This is a genomic window from Methyloversatilis sp. XJ19-13 (assembly GCF_024580155.1).
In the GTDB taxonomy this organism is placed as follows: Bacteria; Pseudomonadota; Gammaproteobacteria; order Burkholderiales; family Rhodocyclaceae; genus Methyloversatilis.
This window is the reverse complement of sequence record NZ_JANINH010000002.1, coordinates 63,855-84,012: the sequence shown is the minus strand read 5'-3', so window position 1 is coordinate 84,012 and position 20,158 is coordinate 63,855. Positions and strand designations below refer to the sequence as shown.

Genomic DNA, 20,158 nt, shown 5'->3' with positions numbered 1-20,158 from the left:
GATGCGGGCTCGGCCTCAGACCGCCATCAGGTCTTGTTCTTTCTGCGCGAGCAGCTTGTCGACCTCCGAAATGTAGCGGTCGGTCAGCTTCTGTATGTCGTCCTGCGTACGCCGCTCGTCGTCTTCCGAAATGGTCTTGGCCTTGACGGCGTCCTTCAGCACGCTGTTTGCATCACGGCGCAGGTTGCGCACCGCGATGCGGCCGTTTTCGGCTTCACCGCGCACCACCTTGATCAGTTCCTTGCGCCGCTCTTCGGTCAGCGCAGGCATCGGCACGCGCACTACATCGCCCATCGCCGACGGGTTCAGGCCCAGGTCGGAATCGCGGATGGCCTTCTCGACCACTGGCAACAGCTTCTTTTCCCACGGCTGCACACCGATGGCGCGCGCGTCGATCAGCGTGACATTGGCCACCTGGCTGAGCGGCACCATGGAGCCATAGTAATCAATCTGGATGTGGTCGAGGATGCCGGTGTGGGCGCGTCCGGTGCGCACCTTGCCGAAGTCGGCCTTGAGCGACTCCAGCGTCTTCTGCATCTTCTGTTCTGTGGTTTTCTTCAACTCGGGGATCATGAAGTCGCCTCTTGTTGGAAGTTGCGGCCGCTCGTCGGCAGCCTGTTGAGCCATGGCGAGCGCAATACACGCACCACTATATATGGACCAGCGTACCCTCGTCTTCGCCCATCACCACGCGCTTGAGCGCGCCCGGCTTGAAAATGCTGAACACCTTGATCGGAAGTTGCTGGTCACGGCACAACGCGAGCGCCGTGGCATCCATCACCTTCAAGTCGCGGCTGATCGCCTCGTCGAAGCTGATGCGCTCGTAGCGGGTCGCATCGGGCACTTTCATCGGGTCGGCGCTGTACACGCCGTCGACCTTGGTCGCCTTGAGCACGATTTCCGCCTCGATTTCGCGTCCGCGCAGCGCAGCAGCCGTATCGGTCGTAAAAAACGGATTGCCCGTTCCGGCAGCGAAAACGACGACCTTTCCTTCTTCCAGATAACGGATCGCCTTGCCGCGGATGTAGAACTCGACGACCGGCTCGATGCTCAGCGCCGACTGCACCCGGGCGGCAACGCCGGCCTGACGCATTGCGTCGCCCAGTGCCAGCGAATTCATCACCGTTGCCAGCATGCCCATGTAGTCGGCGGTGGCGCGATCCATGCCGGCCGCGCCACCCGCCACACCGCGGAAAATGTTGCCGCCGCCGATCACTACGCCCACTTCCACGCCCAGGGCACGGATTTCGGCAATTTCCGAAACAATGCGGGCAAGCATGTCACGGCTGATGCCGTAGTCGTCGTCGCCCATCAGGGCTTCACCCGACAGTTTCAGCAGTATCCGGCGGTAGGCAACAGTCATGCAGGCTCCTTCAGCGTGCTGCAGCGGCTGCAGCGGCCTGTGCGGCCACTTCGGCAGCGAAGTCGGTCGTCTTCTTCTCGATGCCTTCGCCGACCAGGTAAAGCGTGAAGCCGGCGATCTTTGCCGATTTCGCCTTCAGCAGCTGTTCGATGGTCTGCTTGCCGTCTTCGGCCTTGACGAAAACCTGGCCGAGCAGCGTCACTTCCTTCAGGAACTTCTGCACCGAGCCTTCGGCGATCTTGGTGATCATGTCTTCCGCCTTGCCGGCTTCGCGCGCCTTTTCAATCGCGACGCGACGTTCGGCTTCGATCAGGTCTGCCGACACGCCGCTCGAGTCGAGCGACTTCGGCTTCGAAGCAGCAATGTGCATCGCCAGATCCTTGGCGAGCGCTTCGTCGCCACCGACGACATCGACCAGCACACCGATCTTCGAGCCGCCATGCACGTAGCTGGCAACCTTGCCTTCGGCGGCAATGCGCACGAAGCGGCGGATCGACATGTTTTCTCCGATCTTGCCGACCAGTGCCGCGCGCGTCGATTCGACCGTGCCTTCGCCCATCGGCAGCGCCGACAGCGCGGCGACGTCAGCCGGATTGTGCTCGGCGATCAGCTTTGCGCTGCCATTGACCAGTGCGAGGAAGTCATCGTTCTTCGCCACAAAGTCGGTTTCGCAATTGACTTCGACCATCGCGGCAAGCTTGCCGTCGGCCGACAGGTAGAGACCGACGATGCCTTCGGCCGTCACACGGGCAGCTGCCTTGCTGGCCTTGTTACCCAGTTTCACGCGGAGGATTTCTTCCGCCTTCTGCAGGTCGCCACCGGCTTCGGTCAGCGCCTTCTTGCATTCCATCATCGGAGCGTCGGTCTTCTCACGCAGCTCCTTGACCATTCCTGCGGTGATTTCCGCCATGCTGATTCCCGCCTTCCATCAACTGTTCGTGCAATTCGTCAAACACCCGGCAACCGCGCGAGCGGCCGCCGGGACGGTTCATCAGGCCTGCGGTTCCGCTTCGGCTTCGACTTCGACGAATTCGTCGTCGCCCTTGAGCTGCGCAACCAGTTCCTGAGCGGCGCTGCTGCGGCCTTCCAGGATGGCGTCTGCCACGCCCGATGCATACAGGCGGATGGCACGACTCGAGTCGTCATTGCCCGGAATCACGTAGTCCACGCCGAGCGGTGAGTGATTGGTATCGACCACCGCTATCACCGGAATGCCGAGCTTGTTGGCTTCGGTGATGGCGATCTTGTGGAAACCGACGTCGATCACGAACAGCGCATCCGGCAGGCCATTCATGTTCTTGATGCCGCCGATGCTCTTCTGAAGCTTGATCAGTTCGCGCTGCAGCACCAGGGCTTCCTTCTTCGGCATGCGTTCCATGCTGCCGTCCTCGACCAGTTGCTCGAGGTCCTTCAGGCGCTTGACCGACAGCTTCAGCGTCTTGAAGTTGGTCAGCATGCCGCCGAGCCAGCGCTCGTCGACATACGGCACGCCCGCGCGCTGCGCTTCTTCGGCCACGATTTCACGGGCCTGACGCTTGGTGCCGACCAGCAGGATGGTGCCCTTGTTGGACGACATGCGGCGGATGAAGGCCATTGCCTCGTTGTAGCGGGCAACCGTCTTTTCCAGGTTGATGATGTGGATCTTGTTGCGATGGCCGAAAATGTACGGGGCCATCTTGGGGTTCCAGAAGCGGGTCTGATGTCCGAAATGGACACCCGCCTCCAGCATTTCACGCATGGATACGGACATTGAAGTCTCCGATCAGGGTTTAACCTCCGCCCGGCCGTGTTCGCAGCCGCAACGTCCGGCTACGCACCCTATCGGTCGAGCTGCCATAACAACGACAGCACCGGGCGTGTGGATTTGTCTGACGTACCTGATAGGTACTGGAATCAAACAGCCCACGATTCTAGCAGTCGCAGTGCAACAAACTCAAGCAGTCCGGCACGCAAGCGTTTGCCGCCGTCGGGCGCTTCGGCTAACCTGATCGGTCCCCGAGCGTATTTGAAGAGCCGTTACTCCTATGAGCGTCACCATCAAGACTGCGGAAGAAATCGAGAGCATGCGCGTCGCGTGCAAGCTGGCGTCAGAGGTGCTCGATTTCATCGAACCGCATGTCCAGCCCGGCATCACGACCGAAGAACTTGACCGGTTGTGCCATGACTACATGGTGAATGAGCAGAAAACCATCCCGGCGCCGCTCAACTATGCGCCGCCGGGCTACAGCCCGTTCCCGAAGTCGATCTGCACGTCGGTCAATCATGTCGTGTGCCACGGCGTTCCGGCACCGCGTGCGCTGAAGAAGGGTGACATCGTCAACCTGGACATCACGGTGATCAAGGACGGTTTCCACGGCGACACCAGCCGCATGTTCATGGTCGGCAATGAAGTCAGCAAACAGGCCAGCCGGCTGTGCCAGATCACCTTTGAATGTCTGTGGCTCGGCATTTCCCGCGTCCGGCCGGGCGCGCGCCTGGGCGATATCGGTCACGTGATACAGCGGCATGCCGAAACGAACGGCTTTTCGGTGGTGCGCGAATTCTGCGGTCATGGCATCGGCCGCAAGTTCCACGAGGATCCGCAGGTGCTCCACTACGGCAAGCCCGGCACCGGAATGGAACTGCAGCCCGGCATGATCTTCACCATCGAGCCGATGGTGAATGCCGGCCGCGCCGCTGTGTCCGAGCTGGCGGATGGCTGGACCATCGTCACGCGCGACCGCACGCTGTCAGCGCAGTGGGAACATACGGTGGTCGTCACCGACGACGGCTACGAGGTGTTGACCGTGTCCGACGGCTGCCCGCCCCCGCCGGCGCTGATCGGCGACGTCCGCGGAGCGGCCTGACAGGTGGATGCGCCAGCCGGCACCGACGCGCTGCGCTTGCTTGCGGCCACGCTGCGTGCCGAGCTGTCGGCTGCCCAGCAACGGCTGCGTGAGACGTTCGAACGTGACGGCAACAGCCAGCGGCTGCTGCGCGACCGCGCCCGCGCCGTCGATGCCGCGCTGCGCCGTCTCTGGGCCGCAGCAGGCATGCCACGCACGGCGGCGCTGGTTGCCGTCGGTGGCTATGGCCGCGGCGAGCTGTATCCGGCATCGGACGTCGACCTGCTGTTCCTGACCCCGCCGCAGCTGTCGCCGGACACCGAATCACGGCTGGAGATGCTGGTCGGCCTGTTGTGGGACATCGGTCTGGATATCGGCCACAGCGTCCGTTCGGTGGGCCAGTGCGTCGAGGAAGCCTCGCGCGACATCACGGTCGAAACCACGTTGCTCGAAGCGCGCCTGCTGGCTGGCTCCCGTCGCTTGTTCCGCGAACTGAGCCACGCGCTGGCGACCCAGCGAGATCCGGGCAGCTTTTTCAAGGCCAAGCGTCTGGAGCAGGACGAACGCCACCAGCGCTATCAGGAGACGCCTTACAGCCTGGAGCCGAACTGCAAGGAAAGTCCGGGCGGGCTGCGCGATCTGCAGGTGATCCAGTGGATCGCGCGCGCCAGCCGGTTCGGCTCGACCTGGGCAGAACTGGCTGCGCGCGGTCTGATCACGCCGACCGAATCGCGCCAGCTGCACCGGATCGAACGTTTCATGCGCGACACCCGGGTCCGGCTCCACCTGATCGCACGCCGGCGCGAAGACCGGCTGATCTTCGACCACCAGGAAGCGCTGGCTGCGGCGTTCGGCATGCAGGCCACGCCGACCCGCCGCGCCTCTGAAGTGTTCATGCAGCGCTATTACCGCAGCGCGAAGATGATCACCCAGCTGAACACCATCCTGCTGCAGAACATATCCGCCGCGCTGTTTCCGTCCGACGACACCGTCGTGCAGCCGATCAACGCGCGCTTCCAGTCCAGCCGGGAATTGCTCGACGTGGTGTCGGAGGACGTGTTCGAGCGCACGCCGAGCGCACTGCTCGAATGTTTCACGCTGCTGCAGACGCACCGCGAGCTCAAGGGCATGACCGCGCGCACGCTGCGCGGATTGTGGCGGGCGCGCCGCCTGATCGATGCAAAGTTCCGGCGCGACCCGCAGAACCGCATGCTGTTCCTGTCGCTGTTCCAGCAAACACGTGGCCTGGTGCATGAAATCCGCCGCATGAACCAGTACGGCATCCTCGGCCGCTATCTGCCTGCCTTCGGCCGCATCGTCGGCCAGATGCAGCACGACCTGTTTCATGTTTACACCGTCGACCAGCACATCCTGCAGGTGATGCGCAACGTGCGCCGTTTCACGATGGCCGAGCACGCGCACGAATATCCGCTGCTGTCGCGTCTGATCACCGCATTCGAACGCCGCTGGCTGCTCTACCTGTCGGCGCTGTTCCACGACATCGCGAAGGGCCGCGGCGGCGACCATTCGCAACTGGGCATGCGCGACGCACGCCTGTTCTGCATGCAGCATGGCATCGATGCCGACGACGCCGATCTGGTGGTGTTCCTGGTCGAGCACCATCTGTCGATGTCATCGGTCGCACAGAAACAGGATCTGTCCGATCCGGACACCATCCGCGCCTTCGCAGCGCTGGTGCGCACCGAACGCCGCCTGACGGCGCTGTACATCCTGACCCATGCCGACATCCGCGGCACCAGCCCCAAGGTGTGGAACGCCTGGCGCGGCAAACTGCTGGAAGACCTCTACTTCTCGACCCTGCGCGTTCTTCAGGGCGAACGTCCGGGCGCATCCGGCACGCCCGACCGGCAGGAGGAAGCACGCCACCTGCTGCGCTACTTCGGCCTGCGCGAAGGCATCGAAAACGAGTTCTGGGCCAGACTCGACACCGTTTACTTCATGCGGCACGAGGCGGACGAAATCGCCTGGCACACGCGCATGCTCTACTTCCAGGCCAACGCCAGCACACCGGTCGTCAAGGCACGGCCCAACCAGGTCGGCGATGGCCTGCAGGTGATGGTCTATGCACCCGACCAGCCCGATCTGTTCATGCGCCTGTGCGGTTTCTTCGGCCGGCTCGGCTACAGCATCGCCGACGCGAAGATCCACACCACGACCGACCGGCACGCGCTGGACAGCTTCATCCTGCTCGATCCGAACCGGCACCTGAATTCGCGCGACATGATTGCGCTGATCGAAACCGGGCTGGCCGAACGGCTGCAGAACCAGACGCTTGCAGAGCAACCGGTCACCGGCCGGCTGTCACGCGAGGTGAGGCACTTCCCGATCACGCCCGAAGTGCTGATCAAGCCGGACGAACGCAAGCAGCACCACATCATGCACGTCACGGCTGCCGACCGGCCCGGGCTGCTCTATTCGGTCGCCCGGGTGCTGGCCGCGCACCACATCAATCTGCATACCGCCAAGATCACCACGCTCGGCGACCGGGTCGAAGACGTATTTCTCGTTTCCGGTGCAGAGCTGGAAAAAAGCACGACGCTGATCCGGCTCGAGCAGGAACTGCTGGGAGAACTGGCTATCCTCTAGCATCGCCGATCCGCGTGGCGCGAATGGATGCCCTGCGCCACACATTCCATACCGAAATAGCCCCGGACACCCGACAAAGACAGCTCACAGGCGCTCGATCGCGCCCTGAAAACCTTGCGCACGAACCGGATCTGACCGTTGAGTTTCTCCACGTACAACCCACGTCGCCTGTCCCTGTTTGACCGGAGCAAGCCGCTGGCGGTCGCCCTGATCGCGCTGCTGTCCGGACTGGCGCTCACCGCCTACATCGCCGATGTCGAAGCCGATCAGATGCTGCAGCGCCAGCGCGACGAAGTGGCTGCACACGTTGGCGTCGTGCGCGCGCGTCTGGAAAGTGAAATCAACAGCGCCGCCCATCTGTCACTCGGTCTGGTCAGCTACGTTGCGGCCAACCCCACCATCACGGCCGATGCCTTCAACCGGGTGAGTGAACGCATGCTCGCCTACGGACGCCACGTACGCAGCATTGCGCTGGCGCCCGACAACGTGCTGCGCTTCGTCAATCCGCTCGCCGGCAACGAAGCAGCGCTCGGCCTGCGCTATCTGGACCATCCGGCGCAACGCGATGCCGTGCTCAAGATGATGGAAAGCCGGCGCTTCGTGCTCGCCGGCCCGCTCGATCTGGTGCAGGGCGGCGTCGGACTGATCAACCGCTTTCCGATCTATCTGCCTGCGGCGGATGGACACCCGGAACGATACTGGGGACTGGCGTCCATCGTGCTGCGCTTCGACAGCCTGCTCAAAGCGAGCGGTCTGCTCGACACCGATCCGAATGTCCGCTACGGCCTGCGCGGTCGTGACGGCATGGGCGCGAACGGCGAAGTCATCCATGGCGAACCGGCCATCTTCAACCTCGACCCGGTCAAGGTCGATGTCGTACTGCCGGACAACGCGCGCTGGCAGCTGGCCGCGGTGCCGGTTGGCGGCTGGCGCGGCGCGCTGCAGGACACCCGCGTCATCAGCATCTGGATGGCCGGCAGCCTGGTTTCCGTTGCGATCGCGGGCCTGCTCGGCCTCGGGCAGTTGCAGATCCGGCGCATACGGCTGCGCGACGCCGATCTGTCGCTGGCCGCCAGCGTGATCCACAGTTCGAACGAAGCCATCGTGGTGACCGACGAAGGGGATCGCATCGTGTCAGTCAACCCGGCATTCTTGAAACTCACCGGTCAGACGCGTGAAGCGGTGCTCGGCAAGCTCGCATCAACCGTGGTGTCGACGCCCTACGATGCGGCGAGTCACGCGTCCTTCGTGCAAGGCATCGATGCTGGTGGCGGCTGGTCGGGCGAGCTGGACGACCGGCGCGCCGATGGCGAAACCTATCCGAAGCGGCTCAGCATCTACCCGGTCGGCGGGCAGGGTGGCGACGTCCATTACGTACACTCCTTCAGCGACATCAGCGAACGCAAGGCAGCAGAACGCAAGATCCATCATCTGGCTCACCACGATGCGCTGACCGGGCTTCCGAACCGGCTCAACCTGCAGGGCCGCATGGAACAGGCGATGGCCGAAGCGCGCCGGCACGGCACGCTGATCGCCGTGATGATGATCGACATGGACCACTTCAAGGACATCAACGACACGCTCGGTCATCACGTGGGCGACGCGCTGCTGGTCGATGTCGCGCAGCGGCTGCTCTGCTGTGTGCGCTTGAGCGATGTGGTGGCGAGACTGGGCGGCGACGAATTCGTCGTGCTCGTAACCGACATGGCGTCGACGCTTACCGCGGCCGCCGTCGCAGAGAAGATCGTTTCGGCGCTGTCGGCACCGTATCAGGTCGAGGCCTACCGGCTGCACTCGACGCCCAGTGTCGGCATCGGCGTGTTCCCGAATGACGGCAGCTCGGTCGATACGCTGCTGCGCAACGTGGATACCGCGATGTATCACGCGAAGGCCGCAGGCCGGAACAACTACCAGTTCTTCGACCAGAGCATGTCGGCCAATGCCAGCGAGCGGCTGGCCCTGCAAGGCAGCCTGCACCATGCGATCGAATCCCGCCAGTTCGTGCTGCACTACCAGCCGCAGATCGAAGTCGCCAGTGGCCGGCTGGTCGGCGTCGAGGCGCTGGTGCGCTGGCAGCATCCGGCGCGCGGTCTGGTACCGCCGAACAGCTTCATTCAGATCGCCGAAGAAAGCGACCTCATCATCAAGCTTGGCGAATGGATCCTGCAGGAAGCCTGCTGGCAACTCAGCCGCTGGAAGGATCACGGCCTGATGCTGCGGGTATCGGTCAATCTGTCGGCGCGCCAGCTGCGCTCGAAGAACCTGCTGCACCAGGTCGAGGACACGCTGATGCGGCACGACCTGCGCCCGGGCGAGCTCGAACTCGAAATCACCGAGAGCGTGGCCATGGACAACCCGGACGCCACGCTGCGCATGCTCGGCCAGTTGCGCGAGCTGGGCGTCGAGCTGGCGATCGACGATTTCGGAACCGGCTATTCATCCCTGAGCCATCTGAAACTGATGCCCCTGCAGCGACTGAAGATCGACCGCTCGTTCGTGAAGGACATCGAAAGCGATCCGGACGACGCGGCCATCTGCGCGGCGACGATCAGTCTGGCGCATAACCTCGGGCTCAGCGTGGTGGCCGAAGGCGTGGAAACGAACGCCCAGCTCGCCTTCCTCGGCAATCTGGGATGCGAATGCGTGCAGGGCTACCTGTTCAGCAAGCCGCTGCCGGCCGCCGAATTCGAAGCGTGGGCAGCGCAGCGCGCGGCCGCTCAGTCGTCGCTGGCGTCCTGATCAGGAAACAGCACCTCGGTGTAGCCGAACCGGCTGAAGTCACGTACCCGCATCGGGTACAGCACGCCATCGAGGTGGTCGCACTCATGCTGCACCACCCGGGCGTGAAAGCCATCGACCTCGCGCTCGATCGGCGTACCCTGCGGATCGAAGCCGCTGTAGTGCAGCCGGGCATGGCGCGCCACGACGCCGCGCAGGCCGGGCACCGACAGACAGCCTTCCCAGCCCTCTTCCATCTCCTTGCCGAGCGGTATCAGCACCGGATTGACCAGCACGGTGAACGGCACGACCGGTGCCTCGGGATAGCGCGCCGACGGCGAGCCGCCGAACACCACGACGCGCAGATCCACGCCGATCTGCGGCGCTGCAAGTCCCGCGCCGTCGGCAGCCTGCATGGTGTCGATCAGGTCCTGCACCAGCGCATCAAGTTCCGGGCAGTGGAAGCGCCTGACCGGCTGCGCCACGCGCAGCAGTCGCGGGGCGCCCATGCGCAGGATGTCGCGGATCATGCGCACTCCCCGTTCGTGCACAAGGCTTCGAGCAGGCGGCGAACGCGCGTCATCGCCTCCTGCAGCATGTCCTCGATGGCCGACATTTCGATACCGTGCAGCGAATCGCCTCGACCCGCCGCATGATTCACCACGACGTTGATCGCTGCATAGGCCAGACCGGCCTCGCGCGCCAGCACTGTCTCAGGCATGCCGGTCATGCCGACGACGTGCGCGCCGTCACCCTCCAGCCGGTTGATTTCCGCGGCCGTCTCCAGGCGCGGCCCCTGGGTCGCGGCATAGACCGCGCCATCGACCACCTGCTCGCCGGCCCGCGCAGCGGCATCAAGCAGTGCGCTGCGCAGCGCGGCGTCGTACGGCTCGGTGAAATCGATGTGCTTCACCTGGCCGTCGTGGCCATCGAAAAAGGTGCTGTGACGGCCCCAGGTGTAGTCGATGATCTGGTCCGGTACGACCAGCGTACCCGGCCCGAGATCAGCCCGGATGCCGCCGACCGAGGCGACCGATACGATGCGCGTCACGCCGACGCTGCGCAGCGCCGAAATGTTCGCGCGGTAATTCACGCGGTGTGGCGCAATGGTGTGGCCGTACCCGTGGCGTGCGATGAACACCAGATCGCGCCCTGCCAAGCGGCCGAAGGTCAGCGGGCCGGATGGCTCACCGTAGGGCGTACGCACCACTTCGCGGCGTGTGACGTCAAGATTGGCCAGCTGCGTCAGACCGCTGCCGCCGATGATCGCCAGCATGAATGCACTCCTTTGTCCCGGGCCGCGCAGTCTATCAGGCAAAAAAGTCCGGCTCGCTCCGGCGCGGGTACCGGCCGAAGCGCCGCGGGAGCGCCGTCCTCGTCGCGATCAGTGCAGCGATGGTCGCCGGGCAAAGTGCGTATCGCGGCGATGCCGCCGCTCCCACAAAACCTGTGCTGCTCCCACCAGGGCGACACGCCCACAACAGGTGTTCCCGCGCGGGTGCCGGTCGAAGGGCTGTGGGAGCGACGTCCTCGTCGCGATCGATGCGGCGACGGTCGCCTTGCAAAGTGCGCATCGCGGCGGGGCCGCCGCTCCCACCGGGGCGCTGCTCACACAAGGCCTGCTGCGACACAGGGCTGGCTACACACTGCGCGGAACACTGTTTCGGCTTGCGCTCTGTGCTATCCTTGCGTGTTTTTCTTATTGCGCTGCACCATTCCTATGTCCCGCTCCATACGCAACATCGCCATCATCGCGCACGTCGATCATGGCAAGACCACGCTGGTCGACCAGCTGCTGCGCCAGTCCGGCACCTTCGCATCGCACCAGCAGGTTTCGGAGCGCGTGATGGATTCAAACGATCTCGAAAAGGAACGTGGCATCACGATCCTGTCGAAGAATTGCGCGATCGAGTTCGAAGGCACCCACATCAATATCGTTGACACCCCGGGCCACGCCGACTTCGGCGGCGAGGTCGAGCGCGTGCTGTCGATGGTCGATGGCGTGCTGCTGCTGGTCGATGCCGTCGAAGGCCCGATGCCGCAGACCCGCTTCGTGACCCGCAAGGCGCTCGCGCTCGGCCTCAAGCCCATCGTCGTGGTGAACAAGATCGACCGCCCGGGCGCACGTCCGGACTGGGTGATCAACCACACCTTCGACCTGTTCGACAAACTGGGCGCAACCGAAGAGCAGCTCGACTTCCCGGTCGTGTTCGCCTCGGCACTGAATGGTTTCGCGATGCTCGATTCGAGCACGCCGGGTACCAATATGCGTCCGCTGTTCCAGGCCATCCTCGACAACGTGCCGCAGCCGGAAGTCAATGAAGACGGCCCGCTGCAGCTGCAGGTCTGTTCGCTCGATTACTCGACCTACATCGGCCAGCTCGGCATCGGTCGCATCACGCGCGGCCGCATCAAGCCAAACCAGGAAGTCGCCGTGTATTACGGCGACGAACTGCGCGGCAAGGCCAAGGTCGGCCAGGTGCTGACCTTCAAGGGTCTGGAGCGCACTCAGGCCGAATCGGCCAGCGCCGGCGACATCGTGCTGGTGTCGGGCATCGACCAGGTGAATATCGGCGTCACCATCTGCGATCCGGATTCGCCGGCGCCGATGAAGCCGATCGCGGTCGACGAGCCGACGCTGACGATGAATTTCATGGTGAATGCGTCGCCGCAAGCCGGTCGCGAAGGCAAGTACGTCACCAGCCGCCAGATCCGCGAGCGGCTCGAAAAGGAGCTGCTGAAGAACGTCGCGCTGCGCGTCGAATACACCGATGATTCGGACGTATTCCTCGTGTCGGGTCGCGGCGAACTGCACCTGACCATCCTGCTGGAAACGATGCGTCGCGAGGGCTACGAACTGGCGGTCGGTCGCCCGCGCGTGGTGTTCAAGGAAATCGACGGCGTGAAAAGCGAGCCGTACGAACTGCTGACTGTCGACGTCGAAGAAACCCATCAGGGCGGCGTGATGGAAGAACTCGGTCGGCGCCGCGGCGAACTGCAGGACATGCAGCCTGACGGCAAGGGCCGGGTGCGCATCGAGTACCGCATTCCGGCGCGCGGCCTGATCGGCTTCCAGGGCGAATTCCTGAACCTGACGCGCGGCACCGGTCTGGCCAGCCACGTGTTCGACGACTACGGTCCGGTCGCCGGCGCGATGTCGGAACGTCGCAACGGCGTGCTGATTTCGCAGAACGATGGCGAAGCCGTCGCCTACGCACTGTGGAATCTGCAGGACCGCGGCCGCATGTTCGTCAGTCCCGGCGACGTGCTGTACGAAGGCATGATCATCGGCATCCACTCGCGTGACAACGATCTGGTGGTGAACCCGATCAAGGGCAAGCAGCTGACCAACGTGCGCGCGTCGGGCACCGACGAAGCTGTGCGACTGGTGCCGCCGATCTCGCTGACGCTTGAATCGGCGATCGAATTCATCGCCGACGACGAACTGGTCGAAATCACACCGAAGACGATCCGCCTGCGCAAGCGTCACCTGAAGGAACACGAGCGCAAACGCGCCTCGCGCGACGAAGCCTGATATCCGGGCAGCGTCGAATGAAACGAGAAGAGCGCCCAAGGGCGCTCTTTTCATTTGCGCGTTCCGTCCGCATCGTCGCGCTGCGACGCGGTCAGTGACAGCTGGAAATATTTCATATCACATACTCGATACCCCTAAAGCCGGCAGGTGCTGTGCCGTTCTCCGCTCTCGTGCTGCAGCCAACGTCGGCGCCAGCACGGCCAGACAATGCATGAACAACAACAGAAAGCGGAGCAACCGGCATATGGCATCACTTGCGAGCGTACGCAGCAGACTCATGCTGCTCAGCCTGATCGGCACATTGGGCATGTTGGTCGTACTGGGTTTCAGTCTGAAATCCGGCTACTCCGACATCCACGAGGCGAAGGGGACGAAAACCCGGCATCTGGTCGAGTCGGCGCACTCGCTGATCGCTCACTATCACGCCATGGAAACGCGCGGCGAACTGGATCGGGCGGCGGCGCAGAAGGCGGCACGCGCAGCGCTCTCCGCAATGCGTTACGAAAGCAAGGAATATTTCTGGATCAATGACATGACGCCGGTCATGGTCATGCATCCTGCGAAGCCGGAACTGGACGGCAAGCCCATGACCGACTTCCGCGATCCCGACGGAAAGCAACTGTTTGTCGAGTTCGTCGACGTCGTGCGTCGCCAGCAGGCCGGCTTCGTGAGCTACCAGTGGCCCCGGCCCGGATCCGATACGCCACAACCGAAGTTGTCCTACGTAAAGGGTTTCGAACCCTGGGGCTGGATCGTCGGTTCTGGCATCTACGTCGACGACGCAATCTCCGAGTTTCTCTCGCTCGCCGCGCGCGAAGCGGCACTGGTGCTGGTCATCTCGCTGCTCGGCTTCATACTGGCCCACCGTATCGCGCACAGCGTGCTCGGTCCCTTGCAGCGCATGGAGCGCACGATGGACGAAGTTGCCGGCGGCCACGATCTGACCCAGCGTGTCAGCGATCGCGCTCCGCGGGAGATCGCAGGCATGGCCCAGTCCTTCAACTCGATGATGGAAGGCTTCCAGCAACTGGTGCGCGGCATCGCCACGTCGTCTCGTGCGGTGGAAGATGCCGCGCGGCAGCTCTCTTCCGCGTCGGCGTCGGTGGCGGACGCATCCGAAGAACAGAGCAGCTCCGCCCTGTCCACGTCGGCTGCGGTGGAGCAGATGAGCGGCAACATCGGCCGCGTTTCGGAACGCGCCCGCAGCACCGACGATACCGCGAGCGCGGCCGAGCGACTGGCCATACAGGGGGCTGACGTGGTTTCTCGCGCGAGAGACGAGATGCAGCGCATCGCCGACTCGGTTCAGACCTCGACCCGCTTCATCGAAACGCTGGGCGAGCAGTCGAACGAGATTTCGAGCATCGTGAGCGTGATCAGGGAAATTTCGGACCAGACGAATCTGCTGGCCCTGAACGCAGCCATCGAAGCGGCTCGCGCCGGCGAGCAGGGACGCGGCTTCGCAGTGGTGGCCGACGAGGTGCGCAAGCTTGCTGAGCGCACCGGGCGTTCAACCGAAGAGATCTCGACCAAGATTGCCCGCATCCAGGACGAGACCGGACGCGCCATCGCCAGCATGCAGGAGGGCAGCAGCCGCGTCGGCGACGGTGTCAGTACGGCTCTGGTGGCGATGGAGGCAATGGAGCAGATCCGTATCGGTGCTGTCGAGGTGCGAGACGCGGTGCGCGATATTTCGGAAGCGCTGCAGGAACAGACGGCTGCCAGTACACAGGTGAGCGGTCACATCGGCAGCATTTCCGGTATCGCTGCACGGAATAGTCAGCAGGTGGCGGCCATTGCCGAGGAGGCCGGCGCACTGCAGCGACTGGCGCAGGAACTTCAGACCTCGTCGTCGCGCTTCCGCGTCTGAGCGTTGTCCGTGCGCGAGGCCCGCACGCGGGCATAGGCCGCCTGCAGCACCCGCGCGTCGTTGCTGGCGCGGTGCCGGGTGGTGTGCAGTTCTTCGCTGACTTCCTTCTTCACCTCGTGCCAGCGCGCCGCCTGCGCCTCGCTCAGCAGTTCCCGCAGGCTGCGCAGGTGAAAGCGCGGCACGCGGTCCACCTCGTCATAAAGACGGGACAACCAGGCATAGTCGTTGCCCCAGGCGTCGCTATAGACGTCCTGGCCACGCAGCGCCTCGTCGAGACGGCACACGACATCTTCGATCGGCAGGCCGTGCTGCATCAGCACTTCGCGCGTGATGTGATGCACCGCTTCGGCGCTCTGGTCCCAATGCCGCCAGCCTTCCGGAGGGCGAACCAGGCAGCAGAGGGTGCGGCCATCGGGCAGGATGCAGCCGACCTCGATCGGGTAGCTGCCGGCGCCGAAACCGGACGCTTCGACGTCAAGAAACACCGGCAGCGCTTCGGCCATGGCCTACTCCCTGAGTGCGTAAATAGCCGGGAGGTTGCGCCAGGCACCGCGCACGTCCATGCCGTATCCGAAAACGTAGCGGTCCGGCAATTCGAGTCCGGTGAAGTCGGCCTTGATCGGCTTGGACCGCCCGATCATTTTGTCGGAAAACACGGCAGTCAGACAGCGTTGCGCACCCGCGTCGAGCAGGTGGCGGCGAATCGCGGCCAGCGTGATGCCCTCGTCGAGGATGTCGTCCAGTACCAATACGGTGCGCCCGGCGACCGGGATGCGCGGCTCGCTGATCCAGCGCAGCGCACCGCCCTGCGTGTCGTCGCCATAGCGCGTGACGTGCAGGTAATCGAAATCGAGCGGGAAAGCGAGCTGCGGCAGCAGATTGCCGGTGAACACCACGGCGCCACCCATGACCGACAGCAGCAGCGGGTAGCTGTCGCCCAGCGCGGCGGTGATTTCATGCGCCAGCCGGGCAACCGTGGCGTCGACCTGTGCCGCGTCGCAGATCAGTTCGGCGCCGTCGAGCAGCGCCTGCGCATCGGCGAGACGGCTCACGCAGCGTCGGCGGCTGCGGCGTGTTGCGCGTCCAGCCAGGCCGAGAACGCGGCGCCGACTTCCGGATGCTTGCGCGCCAGTTCGACCGTGGCCTGCAGATAACCCAGCTTGGAGCCGCAGTCGTAACGCGTGCCCTTGAACGGATAGGCCAGCACGGCTTCCTCGCCCAGCAGTGCGGCAATCGCGTCGGTCAACTGCAGTTCGCCGCCGGCACCCGGCGTCAGGGCGCGCAGGTGATCGAAAATGCTCGGTGTCAGGATGTAGCGGCCGACCACCGCCAGCGTCGACGGCGCCACTTCGGGCTGCGGCTTCTCGACAATGCCGGTCACGCCATACAGGCCGCCGACGTCGGCATCCGTGCTGACGATGCCGTAGCTCGCCGTCTGGCTGCGCGGCACCTGCTGCACGCCGAGGATGGAGCGGCCGAAGCGGTCGAAAATGTCGGTCATCTGCTTCAGGATCGGCGGCTCGCCGTCGATCAGGTCATCAGCCAGCAGCACGGCAAACGGCTCGTCGTTCACCACCGGCGCGGCGCACAGCACCGCATGGCCCAAGCCGAGCGGTTCCGACTGGCGGATGTAGATGCAATTGACGTGCTTGGGCACCGTGTTGCACAGCGCCAGCAGTGCGGTCTTCTGCTTCATTTCGAGCTCGTGTTCGAGCTCGTAGGCCTTGTCGAAATGGTCGGCGATCGAACGCTTGGTCCGGCCGGTGATGAAAATGAGGTCGGTGCAGCCTGCGGCAACCGCCTCTTCCACCGCGTACTGGATCAGCGGCTTGTCGACCACCGGCAGCATTTCCTTCGGATTCGCCTTGGTGGCGGGCAGGAAACGGCTGCCGAGGCCAGCCACCGGAAATACGGCTTTACGCACTGATTTCATCTACTTATGACTCCCTGTTGCCGAGCAGCGACTGCAGCCCGGATTCATCGAGAATGGTAATCCCCAGTTCTTGCGCTTTTGTGAGTTTGGTACCGGCATCCGTGCCAGCCACCACAAAATCCGTCTTTTTCGAGACCGAACCCGCCACTTTCGCGCCCGCCGCTTCGAGCAGATCCTTCGCTTCGTCGCGCGACAGCGTCGGCAGCGCGCCGGTCAGCACCACCGTCTTGCCGACCAGCGGGCCGCTGGCCACCCGCATTTCGCCCTCTTCCCACTCGATGCCGCAGGCACGCAGCTGTTCGACCACTTCGCGGTTGTGCGGCTGCGCGAAGAAGCGGTGGATGCTGGCCGCCACCACCGGCCCGACATCCGGCACCTGCGCCAGTTCGGCTTCGCTGGCTTCCATGATGCGGTCCATGCTGCCCAGGTGACGCGCCAGATCCTTCGCCGTCGCCTCGCCGACATGGCGGATGCCGAGCGCGAACAGGAAGCGGCCGAGCGTCGTCGTCTTCGACTTCTCCAGCGCTGCGACCAGATTTTCGGCCGACTTGTCCGCCATGCGGTCCAGTTCGGCCAGCTTCAGCACACCCAGCCGGTACAGGTCGGGCAGGCTGCGGATCAGACCGCCGTCGACCAGTTGCTCGACCAGCTTGTCGCCCAGCCCCTCGACGTCCATCGCCCGCCGCCCGGCGAAATGCAGCAAGGCCTGTTTGCGCTGCGCTGCGCAATACAGCCCGCCGGTGCAGCGGTGATCGATTTCGCCTTCTTCGCGCACCACGTCGGAACCGCACACCGGGCAATTCATCGGCATGGAGAATGCCCGCGCGTGCGGCGGCCGTCTGTCCGACAACACCGACACGACTTCGGGAATCACGTCGCCGGCGCGGCGCACGACGACCGTGTCGCCGACATGAACGTCCTTGCGGCGGATTTCGGATTCGTTGTGCAGCGTGGCATTGGTAACCGTCACGCCACCGACGAACACCGGCGCCAGCCGCGCCACCGGTGTCAGCTTGCCGGTGCGGCCGACCTGCACCTCGATGTCCTGCACTGTCGTCAGCGCTTCCTGCGCCGGGTACTTGTGCGCCACCGCCCAACGCGGCTCGCGCGTCACAAAACCGAGCTTCTGCTGCAGCGCCAGGCTGTTCACCTTGTATACAACACCGTCGATGTCGAACGGCAGGCCCGGTCGCGCCGCGGCGATGCGCGCATGAAAGGCGGCCAGCGCTTCGGCGCCGCTGCAGACCGCACGGTGTTCGCACACCGGCAGGCCGAAGGCGGCGAGCGCGTCGAGCACGCCCGCATGGGTGGCCGGCACGCTCCAGCCCTGCACTTCGCCGAGGCCATAGGCGAAGAACGACAGCGGGCGCCGCGCCGCGATGGCCGGGTCGAGCTGACGGATGCTGCCGGCCGCGGCATTGCGCGGATTGACCAGCGTCTTCTCCCCCGCCGCGTCGGCGCGCAGGTTGAAGGCATCGAAACGATCGCGCCGCATGTAGACCTCGCCGCGCACTTCAAGCACCTCGGGCAAGCCGGGCGCATCGAACAGCGAAGGCGGATTTAAAGGCAACTGGGGCACCAGCGCCAGCGGTACCTCGTGAATGGTCCGTACGTTCTGCGTCACATCCTCACCGGTTTCGCCGTCGCCGCGCGTGGCGGCCAGCACCAGCACGCCGTGCTCGTAGCGCAGATTGATCGCCAGGCCGTCGAACTTCAGTTCGGCAGCGTACTCAACCGGCGGCTGCGTGTCGTCCAGCTTCAGTTCGCGCCGCACGCGCGCATCGAAATTCAGCGCACCGGTCGATTCGGTATCGGTTTCGGTACGGATGGACAGCATCGGCACGACATGGCGCACCGGTGCGAAGGCGGGCAGCGGCTTGCCGCCGACCCGCTGCGTCGGCGAGTCAGGCGTGCGCAATGCCGGGTGTTCGACTTCGAGCGCCTGCAGTTCACGGAACAGCCGGTCGTATTCGGCGTCGGGAATCTCCGGCGCGTCGAGCTCGTAATACAGGCGGTCGTGCCGGGCGATCTGCGCTCGCAGCGCCGCTGCACGCTCGGTGGCCGATGCTGCCGCGGGCATCAGCTGAACAGCCGGTTCGCCGACTCGCTGCCCGGCTTGATGCCGAACTGGACCATGCGGGCCTGGAATTCGGCCACCTTGCCGCGGATCAGAGCGAGCGAGGCGGGCGACAGCGGCTGCCTGTTGTCGTCCACCACCCTGGCGCCCAGCGTGTGCGCGAACTGTTCGGCCACCATGACCATGCGGTCGAACTGGCGCGCACCATCGGCCACGGTCGGCACGTCGAGCAGCAAGGTGACGCCCTGGGTCTGCAGCGCTTTCATCGTGTCGGCGGAAAACTGTTCGGCATCGAGGCTGCACAGCGTGTAGAGCGTGTTGCCGACGTCGTCGCGCGCATGGAACTGGCCGCCGCTCAGCGTGAAGCCCTGCGCCTCGGACAGTCCGCGCAGCTTGGTGCCGGAAATGAGCGACTCGCCGGCGACCAGATTGAGACCGATCTGCACGTCGACCGATGCGGCGAAACTGTCCAGCTCGCGCGCCCGGCCGAGCAGTTCGCGCACATCCGGAAAATGCACCACCGCGAGGAAGCGATCGGCCACGCCCTGCAGCGCATGGGCCAGCGCCGACACCGACGCTTCCGACAGCGCACCGCGCCGATCCGCCAGCTGCACCGCCAGTTCGACCTTCGACAGCGCACCCGCGGTCTGCGCGGTCAGCGGCAACCAGCGGCCGGCGTGCTCGTCGCGCCCGCGCAGGCGCATCGTCACGGCAAGGGTCTGCGTGAGGTCATTCCACGTGCGCTGGAATTCGGTCGCCGCCACCGGCGCCTCGAATTCGATCGTGATCAGTTCTTCCACCTGCGCATCCGCCCAGCCATCGACAGCGGCGCCGGCACGCTCGTCGATGGCTGCCGCGGCGGGCGCCGCGTCGGTCCACCCGGCCACCGTCTGGTCTGCTGCAAACGACGTCAGCGGTTCGGTGATGTCGGTCACCGGCTCGTCTGCGAGCATCGGCGTCTGAATGTCGTGGCGCACCGGCTGCGTGGCCGACGGGTCGGACATCGGCGCGGCGTCGTCGCTCAGGTCGAAATCCAGCGTGGGTTCGAGGCGCCGCGGCGCCGCGTCGGGCGGATCGATCAGCACGTCGGCATGGGTTTCGCCCAGTGCGCGTTCGGCGGTCTGGCGGTGGCGCTTTTCCTGCCACATGTTGTAGCCGACCACTGCGCCGATGCCCGCCACGCCCAGTGCGATCAATCCGATCTGCAGTTCAGTCAGTTGCATTGATGAC

General features: G+C 64.6%; 16 protein-coding genes. 5 read left to right on the top strand and 11 right to left on the bottom strand.

Translation table 11 applies throughout. The features are described from left to right. Positions 1-15: 15 nt before the first annotated feature. The 4 genes from frr to rpsB form a co-directional block, all read right to left on the bottom strand. Entirely contained in the window at positions 16-573 is a 558-nt protein-coding gene (frr, locus tag NMQ14_RS02920) for a ribosome recycling factor (protein WP_257093359.1), read from the bottom strand. 76 nt (positions 574-649) lie between these two features. Continuing rightward, positions 650-1,363, bottom strand: a complete 714-nt coding sequence (gene pyrH, locus NMQ14_RS02915; protein ID WP_257093356.1) for a UMP kinase — start codon at positions 1,361-1,363, stop codon at positions 650-652. A 10-nt stretch (positions 1,364-1,373) separates the two neighbouring features. Beyond that, positions 1,374-2,273, bottom strand: a complete 900-nt coding sequence (tsf, locus tag NMQ14_RS02910) for a translation elongation factor Ts (RefSeq protein WP_069037483.1) — start codon at positions 2,271-2,273, stop codon at positions 1,374-1,376. An 81-nt stretch (positions 2,274-2,354) separates the two neighbouring features. After that, on the bottom strand, positions 2,355-3,113 hold the full coding sequence (gene rpsB / locus NMQ14_RS02905) for a 30S ribosomal protein S2 (protein WP_257093352.1): 759 nt from the start codon (positions 3,111-3,113) through the stop codon (positions 2,355-2,357). Positions 3,114-3,387: 274 nt separating this feature from the next. Here rpsB and map point away from each other — a divergent pair, with 274 nt between their 5' ends. The 3 genes from map to NMQ14_RS02890 all read left to right on the top strand — a co-directional run bounded on the left by map (position 3,388) and on the right by NMQ14_RS02890 (position 9,534). Beyond that, positions 3,388-4,209, top strand: a complete 822-nt coding sequence (map, locus tag NMQ14_RS02900; protein WP_257093350.1) for a type I methionyl aminopeptidase — start codon at positions 3,388-3,390, stop codon at positions 4,207-4,209. A gap of 3 nt (positions 4,210-4,212) precedes the next feature. Next, positions 4,213-6,795 (top strand): [protein-PII] uridylyltransferase, encoded by a 2,583-nt coding sequence (locus tag NMQ14_RS02895; RefSeq protein WP_257093348.1) that lies wholly within the window; start codon positions 4,213-4,215, stop codon positions 6,793-6,795. A 138-nt stretch (positions 6,796-6,933) separates the two neighbouring features. Beyond that, complete coding sequence (locus NMQ14_RS02890; protein WP_257093345.1) at positions 6,934-9,534, top strand: EAL domain-containing protein; 2,601 nt, start codon at positions 6,934-6,936, stop codon at positions 9,532-9,534. Here NMQ14_RS02890 and def read toward each other — a convergent pair. Beyond that, positions 9,513-10,043 carry a peptide deformylase gene (def, locus tag NMQ14_RS02885; RefSeq protein ID WP_257093343.1) on the bottom strand — a complete coding sequence of 177 codons (531 nt, stop codon included), beginning with the start codon at positions 10,041-10,043 and terminating at the stop codon, positions 9,513-9,515. The two genes, NMQ14_RS02890 and def, sit on opposite strands and share 22 nt — an antisense overlap. Beyond that, on the bottom strand, positions 10,040-10,789 hold the full coding sequence (locus NMQ14_RS02880) for an S-methyl-5'-thioinosine phosphorylase (RefSeq protein WP_257093341.1): 750 nt from the start codon (positions 10,787-10,789) through the stop codon (positions 10,040-10,042). The genes def and NMQ14_RS02880 overlap by 4 nt, the downstream gene beginning before the upstream one ends. 444 nt (positions 10,790-11,233) lie before the next feature. On the opposite strand from NMQ14_RS02880, the gene typA reads away from it, so the two are divergent. Further along, positions 11,234-13,048, top strand: a complete 1,815-nt coding sequence (gene typA, locus NMQ14_RS02875; protein WP_257093339.1) for a translational GTPase TypA — start codon at positions 11,234-11,236, stop codon at positions 13,046-13,048. A gap of 277 nt (positions 13,049-13,325) precedes the next feature. Then, positions 13,326-14,918, top strand: coding sequence for a methyl-accepting chemotaxis protein (locus NMQ14_RS02870; RefSeq protein WP_257093337.1), 1,593 nt, complete (start codon positions 13,326-13,328; stop codon positions 14,916-14,918). Here the strand turns inward: NMQ14_RS02870 and NMQ14_RS02865 are convergent. From NMQ14_RS02865 to NMQ14_RS02845, 5 genes are read right to left on the bottom strand one after another with little or no spacing between them, the layout of a single operon-like run. Then, positions 14,888-15,421 carry a hypothetical protein gene (locus NMQ14_RS02865; RefSeq protein ID WP_257093336.1) on the bottom strand — a complete coding sequence of 178 codons (534 nt, stop codon included), beginning with the start codon at positions 15,419-15,421 and terminating at the stop codon, positions 14,888-14,890. The genes NMQ14_RS02870 and NMQ14_RS02865 overlap by 31 nt on opposite strands. Positions 15,422-15,424: 3 nt before the next feature. Then, on the bottom strand, positions 15,425-15,970 hold the full coding sequence (locus NMQ14_RS02860; RefSeq protein WP_257081765.1) for a hypoxanthine-guanine phosphoribosyltransferase: 546 nt from the start codon (positions 15,968-15,970) through the stop codon (positions 15,425-15,427). Then, entirely contained in the window at positions 15,967-16,851 is an 885-nt protein-coding gene (gene galU, locus NMQ14_RS02855; RefSeq protein WP_257081766.1) for a UTP--glucose-1-phosphate uridylyltransferase GalU, read from the bottom strand. The genes NMQ14_RS02860 and galU overlap by 4 nt, the downstream gene beginning before the upstream one ends. 4 nt (positions 16,852-16,855) lie before the next feature. Next, positions 16,856-18,931, bottom strand: a complete 2,076-nt coding sequence (ligA, locus tag NMQ14_RS02850; RefSeq protein ID WP_257093334.1) for an NAD-dependent DNA ligase LigA — start codon at positions 18,929-18,931, stop codon at positions 16,856-16,858. Continuing rightward, on the bottom strand, positions 18,931-20,151 hold the full coding sequence (locus NMQ14_RS02845) for a cell division protein ZipA C-terminal FtsZ-binding domain-containing protein (protein ID WP_257093332.1): 1,221 nt from the start codon (positions 20,149-20,151) through the stop codon (positions 18,931-18,933). Before NMQ14_RS02845 ends, ligA begins: the two co-directional genes overlap by 1 nt. Positions 20,152-20,158 lie beyond the last annotated feature (7 nt).

Bases quoted from the DNA above. Each gene is read 5' to 3' on its own strand.
- frr (WP_257093359.1), bottom strand. From the start codon at position 573: ATGATCCCCGAGTTGAAGAAAACCACAGAACAGAAGATGCAGAAGACG.
- pyrH (WP_257093356.1), bottom strand. From the start codon at position 1,363: ATGACTGTTGCCTACCGCCGGATACTGCTGAAACTGTCGGGTGAAGCC.
- tsf (WP_069037483.1), bottom strand. From the start codon at position 2,273: ATGGCGGAAATCACCGCAGGAATGGTCAAGGAGCTGCGTGAGAAGACC.
- rpsB (WP_257093352.1), bottom strand. From the start codon at position 3,113: ATGTCCGTATCCATGCGTGAAATGCTGGAGGCGGGTGTCCATTTCGGA.
- map (WP_257093350.1), top strand. From the start codon at position 3,388: ATGAGCGTCACCATCAAGACTGCGGAAGAAATCGAGAGCATGCGCGTC.
- def (WP_257093343.1), bottom strand. From the start codon at position 10,043: ATGATCCGCGACATCCTGCGCATGGGCGCCCCGCGACTGCTGCGCGTG.
- NMQ14_RS02880 (WP_257093341.1), bottom strand. From the start codon at position 10,789: ATGCTGGCGATCATCGGCGGCAGCGGTCTGACGCAGCTGGCCAATCTT.
- typA (WP_257093339.1), top strand. From the start codon at position 11,234: ATGTCCCGCTCCATACGCAACATCGCCATCATCGCGCACGTCGATCAT.
- NMQ14_RS02870 (WP_257093337.1), top strand. From the start codon at position 13,326: ATGCTGCTCAGCCTGATCGGCACATTGGGCATGTTGGTCGTACTGGGT.
- NMQ14_RS02865 (WP_257093336.1), bottom strand. From the start codon at position 15,421: ATGGCCGAAGCGCTGCCGGTGTTTCTTGACGTCGAAGCGTCCGGTTTC.
- galU (WP_257081766.1), bottom strand. From the start codon at position 16,851: ATGAAATCAGTGCGTAAAGCCGTATTTCCGGTGGCTGGCCTCGGCAGC.
- ligA (WP_257093334.1), bottom strand. From the start codon at position 18,931: ATGCCCGCGGCAGCATCGGCCACCGAGCGTGCAGCGGCGCTGCGAGCG.
- NMQ14_RS02845 (WP_257093332.1), bottom strand. From the start codon at position 20,151: ATGCAACTGACTGAACTGCAGATCGGATTGATCGCACTGGGCGTGGCG.